Consider the following 21,455-nt stretch of genomic DNA (forward strand, 5'->3'; position numbering starts at 1 on the left):
GGAGAAAACCCTCACCCGCCGCCCTTCGGGCGTCGGCCTCTCCCGCAAGCGGGAGAGGCGAAGTCAGCAACGTCAGCTCGCCGCCGCCGTCGTCACGGTGTCGCGCTGGCGCTTCATGACAATCTTGTTGAGGGCGCCGAGATAGGCCTTGGCCGAAGCCACCAGCGTATCCGGATCCGCCGCGCGTGCCGTCATCGAGCGGCCGTCCTGCGACAGGCGCACCGAGACTTCCGCCTGCGCGTCGGTGCCTTCGGTCACGGCGTGGACCTGATACAGCTCGAGCTTGGCCTCATGCGGCACCAGGCGCTTGATGCAGTTGAACACCGCATCGACCGGACCGTTGCCCTCGGCCTCCTCGATCTTGATCTGGCCGTCGACGTCCAGCTTCATGGTCGCGCGCTGCGGACCATGGGTGCCGGCGATCACGGTCAGCGAGGTCAGCTTGATGCGATCGTGCGAGGCCGCCATCTCTTCGTCGACCAGCGCCTCGATGTCCTCGTCGTAGATGTCCTTCTTGCGGTCGGCGAGCGCCTTCATCCGCGTGAACGCATCTTCCAGCTGGTTCGGACCCAACTTGTAGCCCATCTCTTCCAGCTTGTGCACGAAGGCATGGCGGCCGGAGTGCTTGCCGAGCACCAGCGAGGACTGCTTCAGGCCGACCATCTCGGGCCGCATGATCTCGTAGGTCGAGGCGTCCTTCAGCACGCCGTCCTGGTGGATGCCGCTCTCATGCGCGAACGCATTCCGGCCGACGATGGCCTTGTTGTACTGGACCGGGAACGAGGTCGCCGCCGACACGACCTTGGAGGCGCGGGTCAGCTGCGTGGTGTCGATCTTGTTCCAGTAGGGGAATTTGTCGTTGCGCACGTTGATCGCCATCACGATCTCTTCGAGCGCGGCGTTGCCGGCGCGCTCGCCGATGCCGTTGATGGTGCACTCGACCTGGCGCGCGCCGCCGACGATGCCGGCCAGCGAGTTCGCCACGGCCATGCCGAGGTCGTTATGGCAATGCACCGAGAACACCGCCTTGTCCGAGTTCGGCACGCGCTCGATCAGCGTCTTCATGAAGTGGGTGTATTCCTCCGGCACCGTGTAGCCGACGGTATCGGGGATGTTCACCGTGGTTGCGCCCGCCTTGATCACGGCCTCGACGATGCGGCAGAGAAAATCCATCTCGCTGCGGGTGCCGTCCTCGGCCGACCATTCGACGTCGTCGATCTGGTTGCGGGCGCGCGCGACCATCGCAACCGAGGTCTCGATCACCTGCTCCGGCGTCTTGTTGAGCTTCACCCGCATGTGCAGCGGCGAGGTCGCGATCACGGTGTGGACGCGGCCGCGTTTTGCAAATTTCACGGCTTCGGCACAGCGGTCGATGTCCGCGGGATGCGCGCGCGACAGGCCGGCGATGACGGAGTTCTTCGAGCGGCGCGCGATCTCGCTGACCGCCTGGAAGTCGCCTTCGGAGGTGATCGGGAAGCCGGCCTCGATGACGTCGACGCCCATATCGTCCAGCAGCTCGGCGACCTCAAGCTTCTCCTCGAAGGTCATGGTGGCGCCGGGGCACTGCTCGCCGTCGCGCAGGGTAGTGTCGAAAATGATGACGCGGTCCTTGTCGGACTTGTTCGCGGGGGCCATTTCAAATTTCCTTTTGAGCTTCGGCGCCCTTCATCTGCCTTGAGCGCCTGAGGTTGTCCGGTGATCTCGTACCAACCCCTGAGTGCCCAGGCGCGTGGCGCCCAGCCGGCCCTCAGGGGCAAGTAAGAAGAAGGCCGCCAATAAGGAGGGTGGGCAGCAGCGCGGCCGGGATCGTGGCGGCGGCCAGAGCCACCTCCCCCGAAATCCCATCGATTTGGCCGCGAATCAGCATTGCCAGACCCTTTTGAGCCCCAAATCCTCGGTCAAAACCGTTGACGGTTGGTTGCCGGGAGGCTCGATGCGTCTGTTTCTAGACGAGAAACGGGCGCAACTGCAACGCCAAAAGATGGTCAGGGGGACTGACCTGATTGCGTGTCGGCGGGCGTTGCGTTCACCGCTCGGCCCGAGCCCCGTTATCCTGAGGTGCGAGGCGCGGGGCGCAACACGCCCCGCGGAGAGCCTCGAAGGATGAACGGCCGAGCTGACGCAGCCGGGCCGTCGCCCTTCGAGGCGCGTCCAGCGTCGCAGGCGCGCCGCCGAACGCGCACCTTAGGGGTAACGGTGATGGATTGGCGCTCGCGGCAGTCTTTGCGTCATTGCGAGCAGGAGACAACGTCACACTATCCCGCGCGGCGAGCGCGAGCCCGGGTCTCCCAGCGGTTCAGCATCTGGCCGAGCTCGCCGGTGGCGACGGGTGCTGCCGGCCTGGTGCTCGCGATCTCATTGGTGTTGGCGGGCGCGGTGGCACGGTCCCAGTCCGCCTTTGCGTAGCCGCGCATGCGGCGCGCTTCCGCATGTCGCTTGCGGGAGATCTGGTCGCGCGTGAAATAGCCGGCCGCGAACGCGATCCCGAGCAATACGATCAATATGACAACGCCACCCACGACCAACTCCGACCTGCCCCCGGGACGTTTTTGTGCGCGGCAATAAGCGCGAAATCAAGGCTTGAAATGCCGGAGGCCGGATTCGCGGAGGAGAACCAATAGTCGTTCACATTTTTCGAGCAACCATATGCAGGTTCCTGCGCAGCACTGCCCGCGTTTTGGACAGACCTGCGACGAAATCGCGACATCCCGCAATCGCGCAGAACATGCAAAGCCGGCTCTCGCAACTGACTGCGGACCGCATTAACCTCCACTCCTGCTCGGCCGGATCAACCGGCCAGCCGAACATGATCGGGAGGACGCGATGACACGCCAAGAGGCTCGTGACCACGAGCAGCGTGACCGGGATGCTGCGCTTTCACGACGAACACTTGTCCAGGGACTTGCATTCGGTGCCGTGGCCACCGCGGCTGCAACCGGCGCCGCGCTGGCGCAGACGGGACCAGCCGCACCACCAACGACCATCACCACGCCGCCCCGCGATTTCAGCCCCCGCGGTGCGCCGACCACTTATTTCTGGGACCCCGACATCCTCGCGGTCGATCCATCCTTCAACGATCTCGCCCAGCCCAACACCGCGATCAAGCGCCTCTACACCGGCCTGTTGTGGGCCGAGGGTCCGGCCTGGAGCGCGCAAGGACGGTATCTGCTGTGGAGCGACATTCCCAACAACCGGCAGATGCGCTGGAGCGAGGACGACGGCCATGTCAGCGTGTTCCGCTCGCCCTCCAACAATTCCAACGGCAACTCGTTCGACTTCCAGGGCCGCCAGCTCTCCTGCGAACACCTGACGCGCCGGGTGACGCGCTATGAGCATGACGGCACCGCGACCGTGCTCGCCGATTCCTATCAGGGCAAGCGGCTGAACTCGCCGAACGACATCGCGGCGCATCCCGACGGCAGCTACTGGTTCACCGATCCGCCCTATGGCGGCCAGCTGTACGAAGGCGAGCCCGATGGTCCGGGCGGCCCGAGCAATACGACCGGCAAGCTCAATCCGCGGATCGGACAGCCGGCCGGCTTCGCGCCGGGCAAGCGCGAGCTGCCGACCAATTGCTATCGCATCGATCCCTCGGGCCGCATCGACCTCGTCGTCACCGAGGAGCAGGTGCCCGATCCGAACGGATTGTGCTTCTCGCCCGATTTCAAGAAGCTCTACATCGCCTCGACCGGCAAGGGTCCGGGCGACACCGGCCCCGGCGGCAAGGGCGAGATCTTCGTGGCCGACGTCGGCGCGGACAACAAGCTGTCCAACGTCAAGCGGTTCAGCGATTGCGTGATCGACGGCGTGAAGTGCGGTCCAGACGGCCTGCGCTGCGACGTCAACGGCAATCTCTGGTCCTCGAGCAATGCCGGCCGCGCCGTCGGCTATAACGGCGTCACGGTGTGGTCGCCGGAGGGCAAGCTGCTCGGCCGCATCCGCCTGCCGGAAGTCTGCGGCAACATCACCTTCGGCGGCCCCAAGCGCAACCGCCTGTTCATGGCGGCGAGCCAGTCGCTCTATGCGGTGTATACGGCAACGCAAGGCGCCGGGCCGGGCTGAGGAAGCGCACGCAACTCCAACGCGGCGCCGGCGTGCCTCGCCGGCGCCGAATTGTTTGGATAGTTCTTTCGATGCAAAAGAGATCGTCAAGGAACAAGCCATGCGCGTTGTGATCTGCGGCGGCGGCGTGATCGGAGCCTGCACGGCGTATTTTCTTCGCCAGCTCGGCATCGGCGTCATCGTCGTCGAGCGGACCGAGGTCGCGGCCGCCGCATCGGGCAAGGCCGGCGGCTTCCTCGCGCGCGACTGGTGCGCTGGGTCGCCGCTCGATGCACTGGCCCGGCGCAGCTTTGCACTCCACGCGCAACTGCCGGACGAGATCGCGGGCGACTGGGGCTATCGCCCGATGAACGCGTATAGCGGTTTCGTTGCGTCCGTCGGCGATGCGCGCCGGACTGCGCCATCCGCGCTGAGCTGGCTCAGCGACGGCGTCGTCATCGCGCAGCGTATCGGCACGCCGCAGACGACCGCAATCGTTCATCCCCACAAGTTCACGTCGGCTGTGATGAACGCCGCCCTCGCGCAAGGCGCCGAGCTTCGCCTTGGCCGCATCACCGGCATCGTGCGCGATGCGGACGGCACGCGTGCGACAGGCGTCGCGGTCGACGGCGACATTATCGCGGCCGATGCCGTCGTGATCGCGATGGGACCATGGTCGCTGCTCGCGGCACAATGGATGAGCTTGCCCGCTGTCTATGGCCAGCGCAGCCCGAGCATCGTCTACGATCTCGGCCCCAACGTGCCGGCCGATGCCTTGTTCCTGGAGCATGACGATGGTGGTGGCGCCGTCTCGATCGAGGTCTTCCCGCGCGCCGACGGCAGCACGCATATCGTCGCCCTCTCCGATATCGCGCCGCTGCCGCTCGATCCGGCAGCCGTGACGCCGGACAGTGATGCGATCGCGCGGCTGCAAGCCATGTCCGAGCGCCTATCGCCGTTGTTCACCCCTGCGAAGATCATCGCGCAACAGGCCTGCTTTCGTCCTGTGACCCAGGACGGCTTGCCGCTGATCGGCCGGGTGCCGCAGAGCGAGGGCCTTTATGTTGCGACCGGACATAATGTCTGGGGCATCCTCAATGCGCCCGCGACGGGCGAAGCCATGGCACAACTGATCGCCAAGGGCGCAACGCGCGATGTGGACCTTGCGCCGTTCGATCCGGCCCGGCTCCCGCCGCTCGATCCATCGCTGCTGCAAGCGCGCTGAGCGCAGCAGCATCGCAGCTTTTCGCTCGACGCCTGTTATTTGCGCGCCTTCGACGCTCACGCATGCCCATCGACGAAATCTGCATGCCTGTGCGTGCAACGGGTTGTTCGCACCGCTCCTGCCTGCAATTTACGCAGCGATAGACTTTAGTCCCCTTCTCACATTCCTGAACGCGGTTTCACTTGCCGAGAATTCCCTCGCCGTTATAGTCGCGCCCCAATAGCTCAAAGAAGCTTGGTTCAAAGGGAGAGAACAACATGAATAAAGCACTCTCTGTTGCATTGCGAATGACGCTTGGTGCCGCCGCGACGGGCGCAGTGATGGCAGCCTCAGGCGCAGCACTTGCAGCCGATCCGCTTCGGATCGGTGTGATCGCCGAAGCGCAGGCGATTGCCGGCGCCTCCATTCCGCAAGCGGCGCAGCTCGCCGCCGACGAGATCAACGCCAATGGCGGCGTCGACGGCCGCAAGATCGAGATCATCTCTTACGACAATCACTCCTCCTCGGCCGATTCCGTGCGCGCGTTCCAGCGCGCGGTGAACGAGGACAAGGTCAACGCGGTCATCGCCAGCTATATCAGCGAGGTCGTGCTGGCGCTGGAGCCCTGGGCGTCGCGGCTGAAGACGCCGTTCGTCACGCCCGGCGCCGCCTCCAACGAGATCAGCAAGAGCGTCCACGCCGACTACGAGAAGAACAAGTACACCTTCCACGGCTACCTGACCTCGGCGGCGCTCGCGCTCTCGGTCTGCGATGCCGCCAAGGACCTGCTCGTCGACAGGATGCACATGAAGTCGGCCGTCATCATGAGCGAGGACGCCGCCTGGACCAAGCCGCTCGACATCGGCTACGAGGAATGCCTGCCCAAGATCGGGCTGAAGGTGCTCGACCACATCCGCTTCTCGCCTGATACCACCGACTTCACGCCGATCTTCAACAAGATCGAAGGCTCCAAGCCCGACGTGATCATCACCGGCATCTCCCATGTCGGCGTGCAGCCGACGGTGCAGTGGAAGAACCAGCAGGTGCCGATCCCGATGTTCGGCATCTCCTCGCAGGCGACCAACGAGACCTTCGGCAAGGACACCAACCAGGCCGCCGAAGGTGTGCTCTATCAGGGCGTCTCCGGGCCCGGCGTCGCGGTGACGCCGAAGTCGGTGCCGTTCGCCGAAAACTTCAAGAAGAAGTTCGGCAACTATCCCTCCTATGCCGGCTACACCGCCTATGACGAGGTCTACTACATCGCCGACGCGGTGAAGCGGGCCGGCTCGACAGAGGCCGACAAGCTGGTCGCGGCGCTGGAGAAGACCGACTGGGAAGGCACGATCGGCCGCGTCCAGTTCTACGGCAAGGACGATCCGTTCACCCACTCGATCAAATACGGCAAGGGCCTGATCACGGGCTTGATGCTGCAATGGCAGGACGGCAAGCAGAGCGCGGTCTGGCCCAAGGACGTCGCCAAGGTCGACGTCAAGTTCCCGAGCTTCATCAAGCTCTCGAATTAGCAGGAACAGCTCCCGGGACCACCTCCCGGGAGCTTCCACATGCGGCGCCCCGCAGCACCTTTCCTCGAAGCGGCAGTTTGACTGCCACCTGGCCAATCATCAATGCGAGTTTTCCAGATCCTGATCGATGGCTTTGCCATCAGTGCTCTCTACGCTCTCGGTGCCACCGGCTTCACGCTGATCTTCGGCGTCTCCGGCGTGCTCAATCTCTCCCACGGCGCCATCATGGTGGCCGCAGCCGTCGCCGCCTGGGCCGCCGCCAGCATCCTCGGCGTCGGCACCTATGCCGGCGCGCTGATCGGCGTCGCGGTCGCGCTCGTCATCGCCTTCGCCACCTATTTCGCGGTGGTGAAGCCGATCCAGGACTCCCGGCGCATCCCGAACGAGGAGAAGGAGATCTTCGTCCTCACAGGAACGCTGCTCTGGGGCATCATGATCCAGGAGCTGATCGCCTATTTCTTCACCAACAACGCCAAGACCGTGCTGCCGATCGTCGAAGGCGTGGTCGAGATCCTCGGCGTGCGCACGCCGCGCAACGAGATCTTCACCGCCATCGTGTGCTGCCTCGTCATCGCGCTGCTGTGGCTCTTGGTGAACCGCACCCGCACCGGCAAGGCGGTGCTGGCGGCCTCGATGAACCCGCGCGGCGTCACCCTGCTCGGGCTCGAGCTCACCAACATCTACATCGTGGTCTGGGCGATCTACGGCATCCTCGCCGGCATCGCCGGCGTGCTGCTCGGCATGTTCCTCGGCGTCAGCTCCTACAGCGTCGGACCGCTGACCGCGAGCGCGTTCTCGATCGTCGTGCTCGGCGGCCTCGGCAGCGTCTCCGGCTCGCTGATCGCGGCCTTCGTGGTCGGCTATCTCGAGACCATCACGGCCTATCTGATCTCACCGGCCTACCGCACCATCCCGGCGCTGCTGCTGCTTGTGTTCGTGATGTACATCCGGCCCCAGGGCCTCTTGGGGAGGCGCTGAGATGTCCACCTTCTTCACCTCGCGCCTGTTCTTTATCTCGCTGGCGCTCGTCGTCATCGCGGCGACGCTGCCGCTCTACGTCTCCGGCTATGTGCTCGGCCTGCTTACCGTCGCGTTCTATTTCGGCGTGTTCGCGATGGCCTGGGACCTGCTGTTCGGCTTCGCCGGCGAGGTCAATTTCGGTCCGACCTTCCTGATCGGCGTCGGTGCCTACACCGCCGGCATCCTCAACAACCAGTTCGGCTGGTCGGTCTATCTCTGCATCGTGCTCGGGGCGCTGGCCTCGGTCATCGCCGGCCTCGTGCTGGCGCTGCCGGCGCTGCGCGTGCGCGGCCCCTATTTCGGCCTGACCACGCTGGTCGCAGTGTTGATGCTGCAGAACTTCATCGTCGTGTTCGCCGACCTCACCGGCGGCGAGATCGGCCTCACCATCCCCGACGTCATCACCATCAACGCCGGCGCCAATTACTGGATCGCGCTCGGCTTCATGACGATCTCGGCGGCGATCCTCTATGGCCTGTCGCAATCGCCGATCGGCCTCGTGCTCCAGGCCAGCGGCCAGGATCCGGTGCAGGCCGGCGCGCTCGGCTTCAACATCGTCAAGCACAAGCTCGCCGCCTTCATCGTCTCGGCGTTCTTCTCGGGGCTATCAGGGGCGCTGCTGGTGTTCTACTTCGGCACCGCCTCGGTCGGCACCGTCGTCGACGTCGCGGTCGGCGTCAACGTCATCGTCTCGGCCGTGCTCGGCGGCCGGCGCACCGTGCTTGGTGCTGCGCTGGGCGCGATCTTCCTGATCGTCGCCGGCGAATTTTTGCGGCCGACCGGCGAGCTTGCGACCTTCATCGTCTCGGCGGTCGCCCTCCTCGTCGTGCTGTTCTTCCCCGGCGGCTTCCTCGGAGCGGCCCTCTCGCGCGAGGCTCGTTCGTGATGGATATGAGGCTTTCAAACCGCGCCGTGCTCGAAGTTCACGGCCTGACAAAACGCTTCGGCGGATTGACGGCGGTGAAGAATCTCGGCTTCGAGGTCAACGCCGGCGAGATCTTTGGCCTGATCGGGCCGAACGGCTCGGGCAAGTCGACCGCGATGAAGAGCGTGATGGGTATCGAGCGCCCGACCGCGGGCGAAGTCGTCTTCGAAGGCGAGAACGTCGCCGGCCTGCCCGCGCACAAGATCGCGCGCAAGGGCTTTGGCATGGTGTTCCAGCACTCGCGGCCGCTGAACCGGCAGACGGTGCTGGAGAACATCATGGTGGCGCTGCTGCCGGACAGCCTGTTCATGCTGTTTCCGGACAAGGCGCTGGTCGAGCGCGCCAAATGGATCGCCGAGCGCGTCGGGCTCGGCAGCGTGATGAACCGCCGTCCGCCGACGCTGCCGTTCGCCGACCTGCGCAGGCTCGAGCTTGCGAAAGCGATCGCGCGCGATCCCAAGGTCGTGCTGGTGGACGAGCCCTTCGCCGGCCTGACGCGGGCCGAGGTCGACATCTTCTCCGACCTGATCCGCAGCTTCCGCGACGAGGGCCGCGCCGTGATGCTGGTCGACCACAACGTCAAGAGCGTCGCAGCGCTCGTCGACCGCGTGCTCGCGATGTATCTCGGCGAGGAGATCGTCACCGGCAAGGCCGAGGACGTCATGCGAAACGAGACCGTGCGCCGGGTCTATCTCGGCGGCGCGATCGAGACCCATGCGCGTCCCGAGACCAGCTTCAAGGACAGGGTGCCGCTGCTCCAGGTCGACAATGTCAGCGTGTTCTACGGCAAGGCCCAGGCGCTGGAGAACGTCTCGATCCACGTCCACGAGGGCGAGTTCGTCTCCGTGGTCGGCCTCAACGGCGCCGGCAAGACCACGCTGTTCAACACCATCTCCGGCTTCCTGCCCTACACCGGCGAGATCGTGCGCGGCGGCGACAAGCTGCGCGGCACGTCTCCTGCGAAGATCGCGCGCAGCGGTCTCGTGCAATGCCCGGAATCGCGCGAGCTGTTCGGCGAGATGAGCGTGCGGGAGAATCTCGACCTCGGCGGCCAGCATCTTTCCGACGACAAGCGCGCCGCGCAGCTCGCTTGGCTGTTCGAGCTGTTCCCTATCCTCAAGGAACGTCAGGGCCAGATGGCGCAGACGCTCTCCGGCGGCGAGCAGCAGATGCTGGCGATCGGCCGCGCGCTGATGATGCAGCCGCAGATCCTGATCCTGGACGAGCCGACGCTGGGCCTTGCGCCGGTCATCCTCGAGCAATTGTCCAAGGCGCTGACCAAGCTGCGTCAGACCACCTCGATCACGGTGCTGCTCGGCGAGCAGAACGTGACTTTCGCGCTGCCGCACGCTGATCGCGTCTATGTGCTGGAGCATGCGCGAATCGTCTGGGAAGGTGATCCCGGCCGCTTCGCGGCGGAGGCCGGCGCCGATTTTCTGTAAGTCCTCGACATCAACAAAAAGCATAGAAAGGGAAACGACCATGCGATCTTCAGTTCTCAGCGGCAGCTTCATCGCCTCGGCGCTGGCGCTGTGCCTTGCCGCCCCCGCCTACGCGCAATCGAACGATCCGATCAAGATCGGCGTCATCGCCGAGGTGCAGTCGATCGCGGGCGCTGCGACGCCGGGCGGCGCGCAGATCGCCGCCGACGAGATCAACGCCAAGGGCGGCATCCTCGGCCGCAAGGTCGAGATCGTCACCTATGACAACAAGAGCTCCTCGGCCGACTCCGTTCGCGCGTTCCAGCGCGCGGTGAGCGAGGACAAGGTCTCCGCCGTGATCGCGAGCCACATTTCCGAGGTCGTTCTCGCGCTCGAGCCCTGGGCGGCGCGGCTGAAGATGCCGCTGATCACCCCAGGTGCCGCCTCGAACGAGATCACCAAGGCGATCCACAACGACTACGAGAAGAACAAGTACACCTTCCACGGCTACCTGACCTCGGCGGCCCAGGCCCAGCTCGTCTGCGACGCCGCCAAGGACCTCCTGGTCGACAAGCTCAAGTTCAAGACCGTCGCGATCATGAGCGAGGACGCGGCCTGGACCAAGCCGCTCGACGTCGGCTACGAGGCCTGCCTGCCCAAGGCCGGCCTGAAGGTCGTCGAGCATGTCCGCTTCTCGCCCGACACCACCGACTTCACGCCGATCTTCAATAATATCGAGAGCAAGAAGCCCGACGTGATCGTGACCGGCATCTCGCATGTCGGCGTGCAGCCGACCGTGCAGTGGAAGAACCAGCAGGTGCCGATCCCGATGTTCGGCATCAGCGCGCAGGCGCTGAGCCCGACCTTCTGGAAGGACACCAATGGCGCCGCCGACGGCGTGCCGTCGCTCGCAGTGGCCACCCCCGACGTCGCCGTGACCTCAAAGACAAAACCGTTCGCGGCCGCCTTCAAGGCCAAGTTCGGCACGCCGCCGGCCTATACCGGCTACACCGCCTATGACGAGGTCTACATCATCACCGACGCGATCAAGCGCGCCGGCTCGACCGATCCCGACAAGATGGTGGCCGAGCTCGAGAAGACCAATTTCGAGGGCACGATCGGCCAAATCCAGTTCTACGGCAAGGACGACGAGTTCACCCACGGCATCAAGTCCGGCCCGGGCGCGGTGACCGGCCTCGTCTTCCAGTGGCAGGATCAGAAGCAGGTCGTGGTCTGGCCCGAGAAGATCGCCGAAGGCAAGCTGAAGTTTCCGAACTTCGTGAAGCTGTCCCAATAAGCTGACGAGTGGCGCTTCTCGGCGCCCAACTCCCCTCACCAACCTTGCAAGGCCCGCCGCTGTCACCGCGGCGGGCCTTCTGTTGTGTTAAGAACGGAACTGGTGCGCTGGCGTCCCAGGATCCATCCTGCGATCTTGCCGTTAATCCCGACGCGGGGCTGGAGGAGCCAGATGGACGATCGACCGAGACAATCCGAGAGCCTGATGCAGGATGACGGCTTCGTTCGGGTCCGGGGTGCGCGCGAGCACAACCTCAGGAATGTCGACGTCAAGATTCCGCGCAACGCCCTGGTCGTGTTCACGGGCGTGTCCGGCTCCGGAAAATCCTCGCTCGCCTTTGGAACGATCTACGCCGAGGCGCAGCGGCGCTATCTGGAGTCGGTGTCGCCCTATGCGCGACGCCTCTTCCACCAGATGCAGATTCCTGAAGTCGACGATATCGAAGGGCTGCCGCCTGCCGTCGCGCTCCAGCAGCAGCGCGGCGCGCCAACGACGCGATCGTCCGTCGGCAGCGTGACGACCATCTCCAACCTGCTCAGGATGCTTTACTCTCGCGCCGGCGATTACCCGCGCGGGCAGCCGATGCTCTATGCGGAGGCATTCTCGCCGAACACGCCGGAGGGCGCCTGCCCGACCTGCCACGGCATCGGCCGGATGCTCGACGTCACCGAAAAATCCATGGTGCCCGACGACACCAAGACGATCCGCGAGCGCGCCGTCGCGGCCTGGCCCAGCGCCTGGCAGGGACAGAACCTCCGGGACATCCTGACAACGCTGGGCTACGACGTCGACAAGCCCTGGCGCGAACTGCCCAGGAAGGACCGCGACTGGATCCTGTTCACCGAGGAGCAGCCGACCGTTCCGGTCTATGCCGGCTACGACGCCGCCGAGGTCAAGCGGGCGCTGCGCCGCAAGGAGGAGCCGAGCTACCAGGGCACGTTCACCGGCGCGAAGCGCTACGTGATGCAGACCTACGCCAAGTCCGAGAGCGCGATGATGAAGCGTCGCGTCGCGCAGTTCATGATCACGCAAGACTGCCCGACCTGCCATGGCACGCGGCTGAAGCCGGAGGCGCTCAAGGTCAAGTTCGCAGGGCTCAACATCGCAGAGATCTCGCATTTGCCGCTCAAGCAGCTGCACGAGCTGATCAAGCCGTTCGCAAGACCCTCGCCGGACAGGTCGGAGAAAGCCGTCGTCGCCCGGCGCATCTGCGAGGATCTGTCGGCACGCCTCGCCGTCCTGCTCGACCTTGGCCTCGGCTATCTCGCCTGCGAGCGCAGCACGCCCACGCTGTCGCCGGGCGAGCTGCAGCGCCTGCGGCTGGCAACACAAGTCCGCTCCAACCTGTTCGGCGTCGTCTACGTGCTCGACGAGCCGTCCGCAGGCCTGCATCCCGCCGACACCGAGGCGCTGCTGCGGGCGCTGGACCGGCTGAAGCACGCGGGCAATTCGATCTTCGTGGTCGAGCACGAGATCGAGGTGATCCGGCATGCCGACTGGCTGGTGGATGTCGGGCCCGACGCCGGCGAAGGCGGCGGACGCATCCTCTATAGCGGGCCGCCGGCGGGGCTCGGCGACATCGAGCAATCGCGAACCGCGACCTATCTCGCGCATCCACGCAAGAAGCTGCCGACGACCCGTCGCGCGCCGAAAGGGCATTTGAAGATCAGGGGTGTGGTCCGCAACAATCTCCGTGGCCTCGACGTCGATATCCCGCTGGGCGTGATCACCGGCATCACCGGCGTATCGGGCTCCGGCAAATCGAGCCTGATCAGCCAGTTCCTGGTCGATGCCGTGGCCGATCATCTCGGCCACACGCTTGCCGCCGACACCGAGGATGACAGCCTGGCACCAACGGTCGAAACCTTGGGAGGCAAGATCATTGCCGGCCTCGACCAGGTCGATCGCCTCGTCGTCGTCGACCAGAAGCCGATCGGCCGCACGCCGCGATCGAACCTTGCAACCTATACCGGCCTGTTCGACCACGTGCGGAAGCTGTTCGCGGCAACGCCGCAGGCCAAAGCTCGCCGCTACGATGCCGGGCGTTTCTCGTTCAATGTCGCGAAGGGGCGCTGTGCGACCTGCGAGGGCGAAGGGTTCGTTTGCGTCGAGCTGCTGTTCCTGCCCAGCGTCTATGCGCCCTGCCCGACCTGCAAGGGCGCGCGCTACAACGACAAGACGCTGGAGGTGAAGATCCGCGAAAAGTCCATCGCGGACGTGCTGGCGATGCGCGTCGACGAGGCCTTCGATTTCTTCGAGGGCGATGCCGCGCTGAACCGGTCGCTGTCGGTCGTCCGCGAGGTCGGCCTCGGCTATATCCGCCTCGGCCAATCCGCCACCGAATTATCCGGAGGCGAGGCCCAGCGCATCAAGCTGGCGACCGAGCTGATGCGCCCGCAGCGCGGTCACACGCTCTATGTCCTGGACGAGCCGACCACCGGTCTTCATCCCCGCGACGTCGAGCGCCTGATCGCCCAGCTCGACCGGATCGTGGATGCCGGCAACAGCGTGGTCGTGGTCGAGCACGACATGGACGTCGTCTCCCACAGCGACTGGATCATCGATCTCGGCCCCGGCGCAGGCGACGAGGGCGGCACTATCGTCGCATCGGGCACACCGCATCAGGTGGCCAAGAATAGCGGAAAGAACGGCGCAAAGGCCGGCGGAAGGACGGCGCGCTATCTTGCCCGCCGCCTGGAGCAGTGACCAAACGCGTTCCGCAGCGTCATCCCGGCCCGTTTCGCAATTGCGTTCCGGTCCGCGGAGGATAGACCGCGACTTTCGCCTTGTTGACTTTCAGCCTCCCGGTTCCCCATACTTCGTAAAAAGATAACAAGACCGATCAACAGACGGGTTTTGAGGGAGGATAGGATGCCGACTTCACGCAGACAGCTGCTGAAGAGCTCGGCGGCTGCCGCCGCCGCACTCAGCCTCGATTGGACGAGGGCCCAGGCGCAGGCCGAGACATTGCGCATCGGCCTGATCTACGACCTCACCGGCCCCTTCGCCGCCGGCGGTTCGGTCGCCTCCTCGGTCGGCGCGCAGATCGCGATCGATCTCGTCAACGAGAAGGGCGGCGTCGGCGGCAAGTACAAGATTGCTCCGGTCGCCGCGGACTCCCAGAGCAAGCCTGACGTTGCAATCAACGAGGCTGAACGCCTGATCAGCCAGGAGAAGATCGACATCCTCAACGGCGTCTATGCGAGCTCGCACGCGGTGCCACTCGCGGCCAAGGTCGAGCAGCAGAAGAAGATCCTCTGGATCACGACCGCGGTCTCGACCGCCGTGTTCAAGGACAAGAACCTGCAATACGTGTTTCGTGCGCAGATCCATTCGGATCAATACGGGCAGGCCTTCGCCGCCTTCCTCGCCGAACACGCGCAAGGCAAGCTCGGCATGGACCCAAAGGACGTCAAGGTCGCACTGATCCACGAAGACGGTCCTTACGGCGTCGGCGTTGCCGCCGCGGACGAAGCCTATGCCAAGCAGGCCGGCATCCAGGTGGTGCTGCGCGAGGGCTACTCGGCCTCGGCGCCCGATCTCTCGGTGCTCGTCACCAAGATCAAGCGCGCCAAGGCCGACGTGATCTCGCATGCCGGCTACAATCCCGACATCACCCTGTTCCTGCGTCAGGCCCGCGAGAGCGGATTGCGCTTCAAGATGCTGTTCGGCGCCGGCGCCGGCTACAGCCAGCTCGACAAGCTGCGCGCGACCTTCGGCGCCGACATCGATAATTTCTGCAACATCGATCCGGTGCCGGCGCAGTTGCTCGATCCGGCCAAGCTCGCGCCCGGCATGGGCGACCTGACCAACGCGATGGTCACGCGCTACAAGGCCAAGACCGGCGCCACCGACGTGCCGCCGCACTGCTCGATGGGGTTCAACCAGACCTGGGTGCTGCTCAACAACGTGCTGCCAGTCGCCAAGGAGAAATACGGCAGCTTCGAGCCGGAGGCGATCCGCAAGGCCGCGCTCGACGTCGACATCCCCGCCGGCGGCACCATCCAGGGCTATGGCGTCAAATTCTTCCCGCCGGGCACGCCGCTCTCAGGGCAGAACGAGCGCTCGACGCCGGTGGTGATGCAGAATGCCGGCGAGCACATCTCCGTGGTGTGGCCGACCAACATCCGCACGCAGGATCCGGTGTTCCCGCTGCCGAAGGGCTCGACTTACGGGGCGTGAGGCGGTGGGCCCTCTCCCTTTGGAGTGAATAACTCGCCAGACCGGCGAAGTGCTGAGAGGTTCACGTCACGCGCGAACCTCTCACGGATTAACTTGGGGCGACAGCCCCTTCATCCGGCGTTGCCCCCTCATTTCGTTTCACGCTGCTTTCACGCCTTAATTCGATTTAAGGCCGAGGATCATCACGCGCAGGACCGGCTCGCATAGCGGCCTGTCCGGCCGGAATCAGAAATTTCTCAGGTCGTGAAATCCAGCGATGGGGGTGAAGATGCCCGCCATTTTCGAATTGCTCTACAAGGAATACTGCCGCGCCCGCCTGGCGGAAATGCGCAAACAGCTTCTGCTCACCGGCAAGCGTGATGAACTCGTTCTGCCGGACGACGACTTTGCCGATCCGGATGCCGAGACGGACGCGCAGCACGAAGCGGAGTTGAACCGCACCAGAAAATAGCCGCCTCTCCTCGCGTCAGCAGCCTTTGAGAAAGGCCGCACTTTTCAGGAGGCAACAATGAACACGCCCGAATTCTATACTGCGTCGATTGCCTGTCTCTCGTGCATGACCATCGCGATCATGATCGCGGTCGGGGCCTGGTAAGCGACAGCCCCCGGCGAGCAGCGGGCGCGTGGCAACGGCCTACAGCACCACGCGTTTCCCCTCTTCCGCGGCCCAATAGCCGGCGTAGTTCACCTTGATCGTCTCATAGGCCAGCGCGAGATCCGACAGCGGCTGCCGTCCGCTCGCGGCGCATTCCATGAAATCCTGGATCTCCTGCAAATAGCCGCGCGTCCATTCCTCCTCCAGGCACACATATTGCCAACCGGTTTTGCGGTCGACCTTCTCGGTGATGTAGACGCTGGCGAGCTTCTCCTCGGAGGTCTGGTAGCTCATCAGATGGGTGTTCGGCGTGATATTGGCGAACAGCGACCCGCCGGAGGTGTAGGTCTCGATCAGATTGCGCACGCCGCCCATGATCATGTCGCCGGAGAACACGGTGGCCTTGGTGCCGTCGGAGAAGGTCGCGGTGAGCGTGCCCCAATCCTCGACATCGACGGGATTGGCCTTGATATAGGTGCGCTCCTCCGGCTTCAGGACGGCCGTGACATTGCCGACATCGCAGGTGACGCTGGCGACACGGATGCTCTCGCCGCGCGCTTTGGCTTCGACCTGCTTCAGATACAGCACCGCCGAGAGCGGATGGCAGCCCATGCGGATCAGCGAGCCGCCGCCAGTCATCGCCCATTGCGCCGCATGCGCGGCGTGCGAGCCGGAATGGCTCTCCTCGCCCTTCATGAACAGGATCTTGTCCTTGGTCGCCTTGATGATCTCCGCGATCTTGGTCACCGCCGGCGCGTAGATCCAGTCCTCGGCATACATGAAGAGTTTGCCGGTCCGCTCGATCGCGGCGCGTGTCGCGTCCATCTCCTCCAGCACGCGCTCATACATCAGCGCCTTCGGCACATGTTTGCCGATCGGCTGCTTGTCGCTCTCGCGGCCGAAATAGCCCGCGAACGGCTTTTCGCAGATCACGTGCTTGCCGGCCTGCATGCTCGCGACGATCATCCCGGCATGGAGGTTGGGCGGGGTGCAGATGTCGATGACATCGAGCTCGCGATCCGCGATCAATTCGGCAAAGCTCCGATAGACCCGCGGGATATTGTGATGCTGGGCGAACGCGACAACTTTGTCGCCGCGCGCGGCCACCGCCGCGACCTCCACATCAACGCCATAGACACGCCGGAACGCATACATATGCAGCTCCGACACGAAGCCGCAGCCGACGAGCCCAACCCTGATCTTGGCCATACGAATTCCCCCACTTGTCGCTGAGGGCATTATAGCCAATTCGACCCAGTTTCTACGGTGATTAAACTGCGATGCGAGCTCTCGCCCCCGTCATCCTGAGGAGCGCGGAACGCGCGTCTCGAAGGATGAAGGGCCCCGCTGTGGTCTCGCCCTTCGAGATGCCGCACAAGAGCGCGGCGCCTCAGGGTGAGGAGCAGCAGGGTCGCTTGCCGCAATAATGATGGGCGCGCTATTCCACCGACACCCGCACCACGCCGGCGCTCATCATGCCGAGCGCGCGGGCGGCCGGCACCGAGAGATCGACGATACGGCCGCGGATGAAGGGGCCGCGATCGTTGACGCGGCACTGGATCGTGCGTCCGCTGTAGGACACCTTGAGCACGCTGCCGAACGGACGCGTACGGTGGGCGCAGGTCAATTCGCCCCGGCTGGCTTTTGCATAGCTGTAATAGGAGGCCAGTCCACTTTCGGCCTGTGCAACTGAAATAACGGCGAGAAATGAGGTTAAACAAAGCAAAAATGTCGTTTGCGCTCGCACGGCACCGCTCCCGGTTTGCCCTGCCCGGCGCTGCAAACGTCGCTTTGTTCCCTTAAGTTCCCAAAACACTGCCGCGCAATGCGCGGCAGTGCCATCACACATTGTTACGATTTGTGAAAGACCAGCGTGCGCACCTCGATGCTCTCGCGCGGCGCCGCATCCCGGGGCGTGGTCGGATCGGCGAAGGCGGTGTGGGGCCCGAAGCGCGTGCGGCCGTCGGTTGCTGAATCATAGCATTTGAGCAGCAGCGCCTCGTCCGGCGTCATCTCGGGGAAATAGAACCAGCGATGGTTCGGATTGTGTTTCACCGAATAAGTCTCGCCGCGGCGGTTGGGATAGATCAGGTCGGAGGCGACGAGATCATCCGGCGCGACCGTAGTCCCGTCGGCCATTGCGAGCGGTGAATCGCGTAGAGGTCCGCGGATCGGCCGCCACAGATTGATCACCTGCACGCGGCCCTTCAGCAGCTCCTCGGCCTCGTCGGGCAGATGCTCGCGCACGCGGTTGGCGCCGGAGACGATGGTCTGGTCGACATGGACGCGCGTTGCAGGCTGGCGCGGCCCGCCGCCGCGAATGTCGGCCGCGCCCTCGACACGCTTGCGCACGGTGTGATCGAAGATCACGACGCGATCCGCCTTCAGCGTCGCGCGCAGGAAGGCTTCGACGGCGGGATAATAGACGGTGCGGATTTCCTCGTCGTTGTAAAAGTCCTTCACGCGGGTCGGATGCCGCACCAGTGCAAAGCCCTCGCGGTCGAGCGAGAAATTGTCGGCGATCAGGCGCGCATCGAAGATCGGCACCTGGTGCGGCTCCGGCAGTGACGTGCTCTTGGGCTCGCCGGGCGGCGGATCGAAAGCATAGGTGCGCGGCTTGCCTGATGTCGGCGCGAGATAGTTGAGTTCAGCGGTGACGAAGGGAAGCGACTCGATTTTTGTTTCTTGCAGGCCCATGGCCGGTCTCCCGATGTGGTCGTCGTATTGATTTTTGAGGAGACGCAGCGTGGCGCAAGGGAGGTGGTGCAAATAGCAATGGCGATGTCGGCGCGGGCTGGGAATGGAGAAGGAATATTTCGAAGAAGGCGACTGGGTGAGAAACCTGCTCCTTTCTCACGAGTCCTTGAAATGCCTGTGAGAGCGCTTCTTCCTTCTCCCCTTGTGGGAGAAGGTGGCGCGAAACGCCGGATCAGGGGTTCTCTATCCGCGACCGCAGTCTCGTAGGGTGGGCAAAGCGAAGCGTGCCCACGGCTTCTGTCATCGAGGAGTGATAGTGGGCACGGCGCAAGTGCGCCGTTGCCCACCCTACGCTTCCGAACTCGCGGAGAGAGACCCCTCACCCGTCTCGCCGCTACGCCATGGCCGATGCAGAGCATCGGCGTTCTTGAGACACGGCGGCCAAAGGCCGCCTATGCCCCCTCTCCCACAAGGGGAGAGGGAAGGTACCGCGTCCAGGAACATGAAAGTGCGCTTACAATCCTGCCTTCGCGATCGCATCCGCAAACGAGCGGTCCACGATATCCGCCGCATCGAGCTTCTGCTTGATCAAGCCCCAGCGGAAATAGAGGTCGATCGTACCCTGCTCATCGGCGACCACGCCGTCGTCGATCGGAGCGATCCGGATCTTTGCGCGCGAGAGCCAGTTTTGCGGGACCGCGGTCGGGATGTTCATCAGTCTGCCCCAGGTCGCGGCATAGCTGTCGATATTGTTCAGCGACCACGCCCGCGCGGCGGTGAGCCGCCGGACGAAGTCCGTGAGCTCCGCCCGCTTGTCGCGGATCGCGTCGGGCCGCGCCACCTGGAAGCTGAGACCCGGCGTCAGGCCTTCGGAGGTGATGATGCGGCGCGATTTGAACAGCACCTCCTCCTGGCTCACATAAGGCTCCCAGGTCGACCAGGCATCGACCGAGCCTTGCGTGTAGGCGATCTTGGCATCGGAGGGCGCGAGGAACGCGATCTGCACGTCGCTCGCACTCCAGCCGTTCTTCTCGAGCGCGGCCAGGATGAGTTGATGGCCGATCGAGCCGCGGCCGGTTGCGATTTTCTTACCGCGCAGATCGGCGAAGCTCCTGATCGGCGAATTCTCGGGTACCAGGATGGCAAGCCCCTCGCGCGTCTGCCGGATCGCGGCGATCGCCTTCACCGGCGCGCCGGAGGCGGCGGCGAAGGTGAAGGGCGCATCGCCCACAAGCCCGGTCTCGATCGCCCCGGCGCTGAGCGCCTCCAGCAGCGGGGCTGCCGCCGGAAACTCCCTCCACTCGATCTTGTACGGCACGTCCTTGAGCACGCCGGCCGCTTCCATCACGGCCTGCGAATTGCCCTTCTGGTCGCCGACGCGAAGCGTCGTTTGCGCGCCGGCAAGGTCAGCGCCCGCAAACGCGAGCGCTACAGCAACAATGAACCGGATCATTCCGCCGCGATCCCCCGCTGCTGGTCGCGTGCAGCGATCAGCTTGCGCGTCAGCGGGATCAGCTCGCGGCCATACTCGATGGCATCGGGAAGCGGATCGAAGCCGCGGATCAGGAAATGGCCGACGCCGAGATCGTAGTAATCGGCGAACACCTCCGCGACCTGCTCGGGGGTGCCGACCAGCGCGGTGGTGTTGCTGTTGGCGCCGGTGAGCTTTGCGATCCCGGTCCACAGCCGCTTGTCGATGCGCGCGCCCTGATCGGCGAGCGCCAGCAGCCGCTTGGCGCCGTCGGTGGCGTGATTGGGCCGGCGGTAGCCGGTCTGGTCCTGGAGCGCGGTGGCACGTTCCAGGATCTCCTCCGCCTTCTTCCAGGCGGCCTGCTCGGTGTCGGCGAGGATCGGCCGCACCGACAGGCTGAAGCGCGGCGTCGGCCGCCCGTACCTGACGGCTGCATTATGAACGCGCGCCGTGACGTCGCGCACCTGCGCATAGGATTCGCCCCACAGCGCGAACGTATCGGCATGCTTGCCCGCGACCTCGATCGCGGCATCCGAGCCGCCGCCGACGAAGGTGTAGATGCCGCCCGTCTGAACCGGCTTCACCTGCGAGAAGCCATTCTCGACAGTGTAGTATTTTCCGCTGTAGTTGAACGGCCTCTCGCTGGTCCATTCCAGCCGCACCACGTCGAGGAACTCACTGGTGCGGGCGTAGCGCTCGTCCTTGTCGTCGAGCGTGTTGCCGTCCTGCCTGAGCTCGATGGCGTTGCCGCCGGTGATGACGTGCAGCGAGACGCGGCCGCCATAGAGCTGGTCGAGCGTGGCAAGCTGGCGCGCCAGCAGCGTCGGCGCGGTGAAGCCCGGCCGCTGCGCGATCATCACCTTGAGCTTCTTCGTGATAGTCAGCACATGCTGAGCGACCTGCAATGCATCGGGCGTCGTCGAATGGAACGCCAGCAGCGCGCGGTCGAAGCCGGCGAGCTCATGCGCCTTCGCTACGGTCTCGATATAGTTCGGATCGAGCACCGGGCCTTGGCGCACGATGGTCTCGGAAGCATTGCTGTTGGCGATAAAGCCGATGAACTCGACGGACATCAGTGA

17 protein-coding genes are annotated in these 21,455 nt (G+C 64.6%); 10 read left to right on the forward strand and 7 right to left on the reverse strand.

Annotated features, from left to right (window positions below; translation table 11 throughout):
* Nucleotides 1-72: 72 nt before the first annotated feature.
* Both WN72_RS36125 and WN72_RS36130 read right to left on the reverse strand, forming a co-directional pair.
* A complete protein-coding gene (locus WN72_RS36125; RefSeq protein ID WP_027560443.1) occupies nt 73-1,635 on the reverse strand; it encodes a 2-isopropylmalate synthase in 1,563 nt (520 codons plus the stop codon).
* A gap of 620 nt (nt 1,636-2,255) precedes the next feature.
* Nucleotides 2,256-2,519, reverse strand: a complete 264-nt coding sequence (locus tag WN72_RS36130; protein WP_035730901.1) for a hypothetical protein — start codon at nt 2,517-2,519, stop codon at nt 2,256-2,258.
* Between the two features lie 304 nt (nt 2,520-2,823).
* Here WN72_RS36130 and WN72_RS36135 point away from each other — a divergent pair, with 304 nt between their 5' ends.
* From WN72_RS36135 to WN72_RS36180, 10 genes are all read left to right on the forward strand, one after another.
* Entirely contained in the window at nt 2,824-4,062 is a 1,239-nt protein-coding gene (locus tag WN72_RS36135; protein WP_027560445.1) for an SMP-30/gluconolactonase/LRE family protein, read from the forward strand.
* 100 nt (nt 4,063-4,162) lie between these two features.
* Nucleotides 4,163-5,266, forward strand: a complete 1,104-nt coding sequence (locus WN72_RS36140; protein ID WP_092212470.1) for an NAD(P)/FAD-dependent oxidoreductase — start codon at nt 4,163-4,165, stop codon at nt 5,264-5,266.
* Between the two features lie 257 nt (nt 5,267-5,523).
* Nucleotides 5,524-6,768, forward strand: coding sequence for an ABC transporter substrate-binding protein (locus tag WN72_RS36145; protein ID WP_027560447.1), 1,245 nt, complete (start codon nt 5,524-5,526; stop codon nt 6,766-6,768).
* 102 nt (nt 6,769-6,870) lie between these two features.
* Nucleotides 6,871-7,746 (forward strand): branched-chain amino acid ABC transporter permease, encoded by an 876-nt coding sequence (locus tag WN72_RS36150; RefSeq protein ID WP_092212472.1) that lies wholly within the window; start codon nt 6,871-6,873, stop codon nt 7,744-7,746.
* 1 nt (nt 7,747) lies between these two features.
* Entirely contained in the window at nt 7,748-8,674 is a 927-nt protein-coding gene (locus tag WN72_RS36155; protein ID WP_027560449.1) for a branched-chain amino acid ABC transporter permease, read from the forward strand.
* Entirely contained in the window at nt 8,674-10,155 is a 1,482-nt protein-coding gene (locus tag WN72_RS36160; protein WP_167380603.1) for an ATP-binding cassette domain-containing protein, read from the forward strand. Before WN72_RS36155 ends, WN72_RS36160 begins: the two co-directional genes overlap by 1 nt.
* Before the next feature lie 40 nt (nt 10,156-10,195).
* Nucleotides 10,196-11,431, forward strand: a complete 1,236-nt coding sequence (locus tag WN72_RS36165; RefSeq protein ID WP_092212476.1) for an ABC transporter substrate-binding protein — start codon at nt 10,196-10,198, stop codon at nt 11,429-11,431.
* A gap of 171 nt (nt 11,432-11,602) precedes the next feature.
* Nucleotides 11,603-14,137, forward strand: coding sequence for an excinuclease ABC subunit UvrA (gene uvrA, locus WN72_RS36170; RefSeq protein WP_092212478.1), 2,535 nt, complete (start codon nt 11,603-11,605; stop codon nt 14,135-14,137).
* Between the two features lie 165 nt (nt 14,138-14,302).
* The gene (locus WN72_RS36175; protein ID WP_092212480.1) at nt 14,303-15,613 is read left to right on the forward strand and encodes an ABC transporter substrate-binding protein; all 1,311 of its coding nucleotides are present in this window, start codon (nt 14,303-14,305) and stop codon (nt 15,611-15,613) included.
* A gap of 268 nt (nt 15,614-15,881) precedes the next feature.
* Nucleotides 15,882-16,064 carry a hypothetical protein gene (locus WN72_RS36180; protein ID WP_143130528.1) on the forward strand — a complete coding sequence of 61 codons (183 nt, stop codon included), beginning with the start codon at nt 15,882-15,884 and terminating at the stop codon, nt 16,062-16,064.
* Between the two features lie 183 nt (nt 16,065-16,247).
* Here WN72_RS36180 and WN72_RS36185 read toward each other — a convergent pair whose 3' ends face one another.
* The 5 genes from WN72_RS36185 to WN72_RS36205 all read right to left on the reverse strand — a co-directional run bounded on the left by WN72_RS36185 (nt 16,248) and on the right by WN72_RS36205 (nt 21,449).
* Entirely contained in the window at nt 16,248-17,417 is a 1,170-nt protein-coding gene (locus WN72_RS36185) for a Gfo/Idh/MocA family protein (protein WP_092212484.1), read from the reverse strand.
* 229 nt (nt 17,418-17,646) lie between these two features.
* A complete protein-coding gene (locus tag WN72_RS36190) occupies nt 17,647-17,955 on the reverse strand; it encodes a septal ring lytic transglycosylase RlpA family protein (protein ID WP_092212486.1) in 309 nt (102 codons plus the stop codon).
* 104 nt (nt 17,956-18,059) lie between these two features.
* Nucleotides 18,060-18,905 (reverse strand): CmcJ/NvfI family oxidoreductase, encoded by an 846-nt coding sequence (locus WN72_RS36195; RefSeq protein ID WP_092212488.1) that lies wholly within the window; start codon nt 18,903-18,905, stop codon nt 18,060-18,062.
* A 514-nt stretch (nt 18,906-19,419) separates the two neighbouring features.
* Nucleotides 19,420-20,358: an ABC transporter substrate-binding protein gene (locus WN72_RS36200; RefSeq protein WP_092212490.1), complete on the reverse strand. Its 939-nt coding sequence runs from the start codon at nt 20,356-20,358 to the stop codon at nt 19,420-19,422.
* On the reverse strand, nt 20,355-21,449 hold the full coding sequence (locus WN72_RS36205) for an LLM class flavin-dependent oxidoreductase (protein WP_027560459.1): 1,095 nt from the start codon (nt 21,447-21,449) through the stop codon (nt 20,355-20,357). The genes WN72_RS36200 and WN72_RS36205 overlap by 4 nt, the downstream gene beginning before the upstream one ends.
* Nucleotides 21,450-21,455: the final 6 nt, after the last annotated feature.

The sequence above is a fragment of the Bradyrhizobium arachidis genome, from assembly GCF_015291705.1.
Classification (GTDB): domain Bacteria; phylum Pseudomonadota; class Alphaproteobacteria; order Rhizobiales; family Xanthobacteraceae; genus Bradyrhizobium; species Bradyrhizobium arachidis.

Coding starts and splice junctions, on each gene's coding strand:
- WN72_RS36205 (WP_027560459.1), bottom strand. CDS start 21,449: ATGTCCGTCGAGTTCATCGGCTTTATCGCCAACAGCAATGCTTCCGAG.
- WN72_RS36185 (WP_092212484.1), bottom strand. CDS start 17,417: ATGGCCAAGATCAGGGTTGGGCTCGTCGGCTGCGGCTTCGTGTCGGAG.
- WN72_RS36160 (WP_167380603.1), top strand. CDS start 8,674: ATGGATATGAGGCTTTCAAACCGCGCCGTGCTCGAAGTTCACGGCCTG.
- WN72_RS36165 (WP_092212476.1), top strand. CDS start 10,196: ATGCGATCTTCAGTTCTCAGCGGCAGCTTCATCGCCTCGGCGCTGGCG.
- WN72_RS36140 (WP_092212470.1), top strand. CDS start 4,163: ATGCGCGTTGTGATCTGCGGCGGCGGCGTGATCGGAGCCTGCACGGCG.
- WN72_RS36125 (WP_027560443.1), bottom strand. CDS start 1,635: ATGGCCCCCGCGAACAAGTCCGACAAGGACCGCGTCATCATTTTCGAC.
- WN72_RS36195 (WP_092212488.1), bottom strand. CDS start 18,905: ATGGGCCTGCAAGAAACAAAAATCGAGTCGCTTCCCTTCGTCACCGCT.
- WN72_RS36180 (WP_143130528.1), top strand. CDS start 15,882: ATGCCCGCCATTTTCGAATTGCTCTACAAGGAATACTGCCGCGCCCGC.
- WN72_RS36175 (WP_092212480.1), top strand. CDS start 14,303: ATGCCGACTTCACGCAGACAGCTGCTGAAGAGCTCGGCGGCTGCCGCC.
- WN72_RS36145 (WP_027560447.1), top strand. CDS start 5,524: ATGAATAAAGCACTCTCTGTTGCATTGCGAATGACGCTTGGTGCCGCC.
- uvrA (WP_092212478.1), top strand. CDS start 11,603: ATGGACGATCGACCGAGACAATCCGAGAGCCTGATGCAGGATGACGGC.
- WN72_RS36200 (WP_092212490.1), bottom strand. CDS start 20,358: ATGATCCGGTTCATTGTTGCTGTAGCGCTCGCGTTTGCGGGCGCTGAC.
- WN72_RS36135 (WP_027560445.1), top strand. CDS start 2,824: ATGACACGCCAAGAGGCTCGTGACCACGAGCAGCGTGACCGGGATGCT.
- WN72_RS36155 (WP_027560449.1), top strand. CDS start 7,748: ATGTCCACCTTCTTCACCTCGCGCCTGTTCTTTATCTCGCTGGCGCTC.
- WN72_RS36150 (WP_092212472.1), top strand. CDS start 6,871: ATGCGAGTTTTCCAGATCCTGATCGATGGCTTTGCCATCAGTGCTCTC.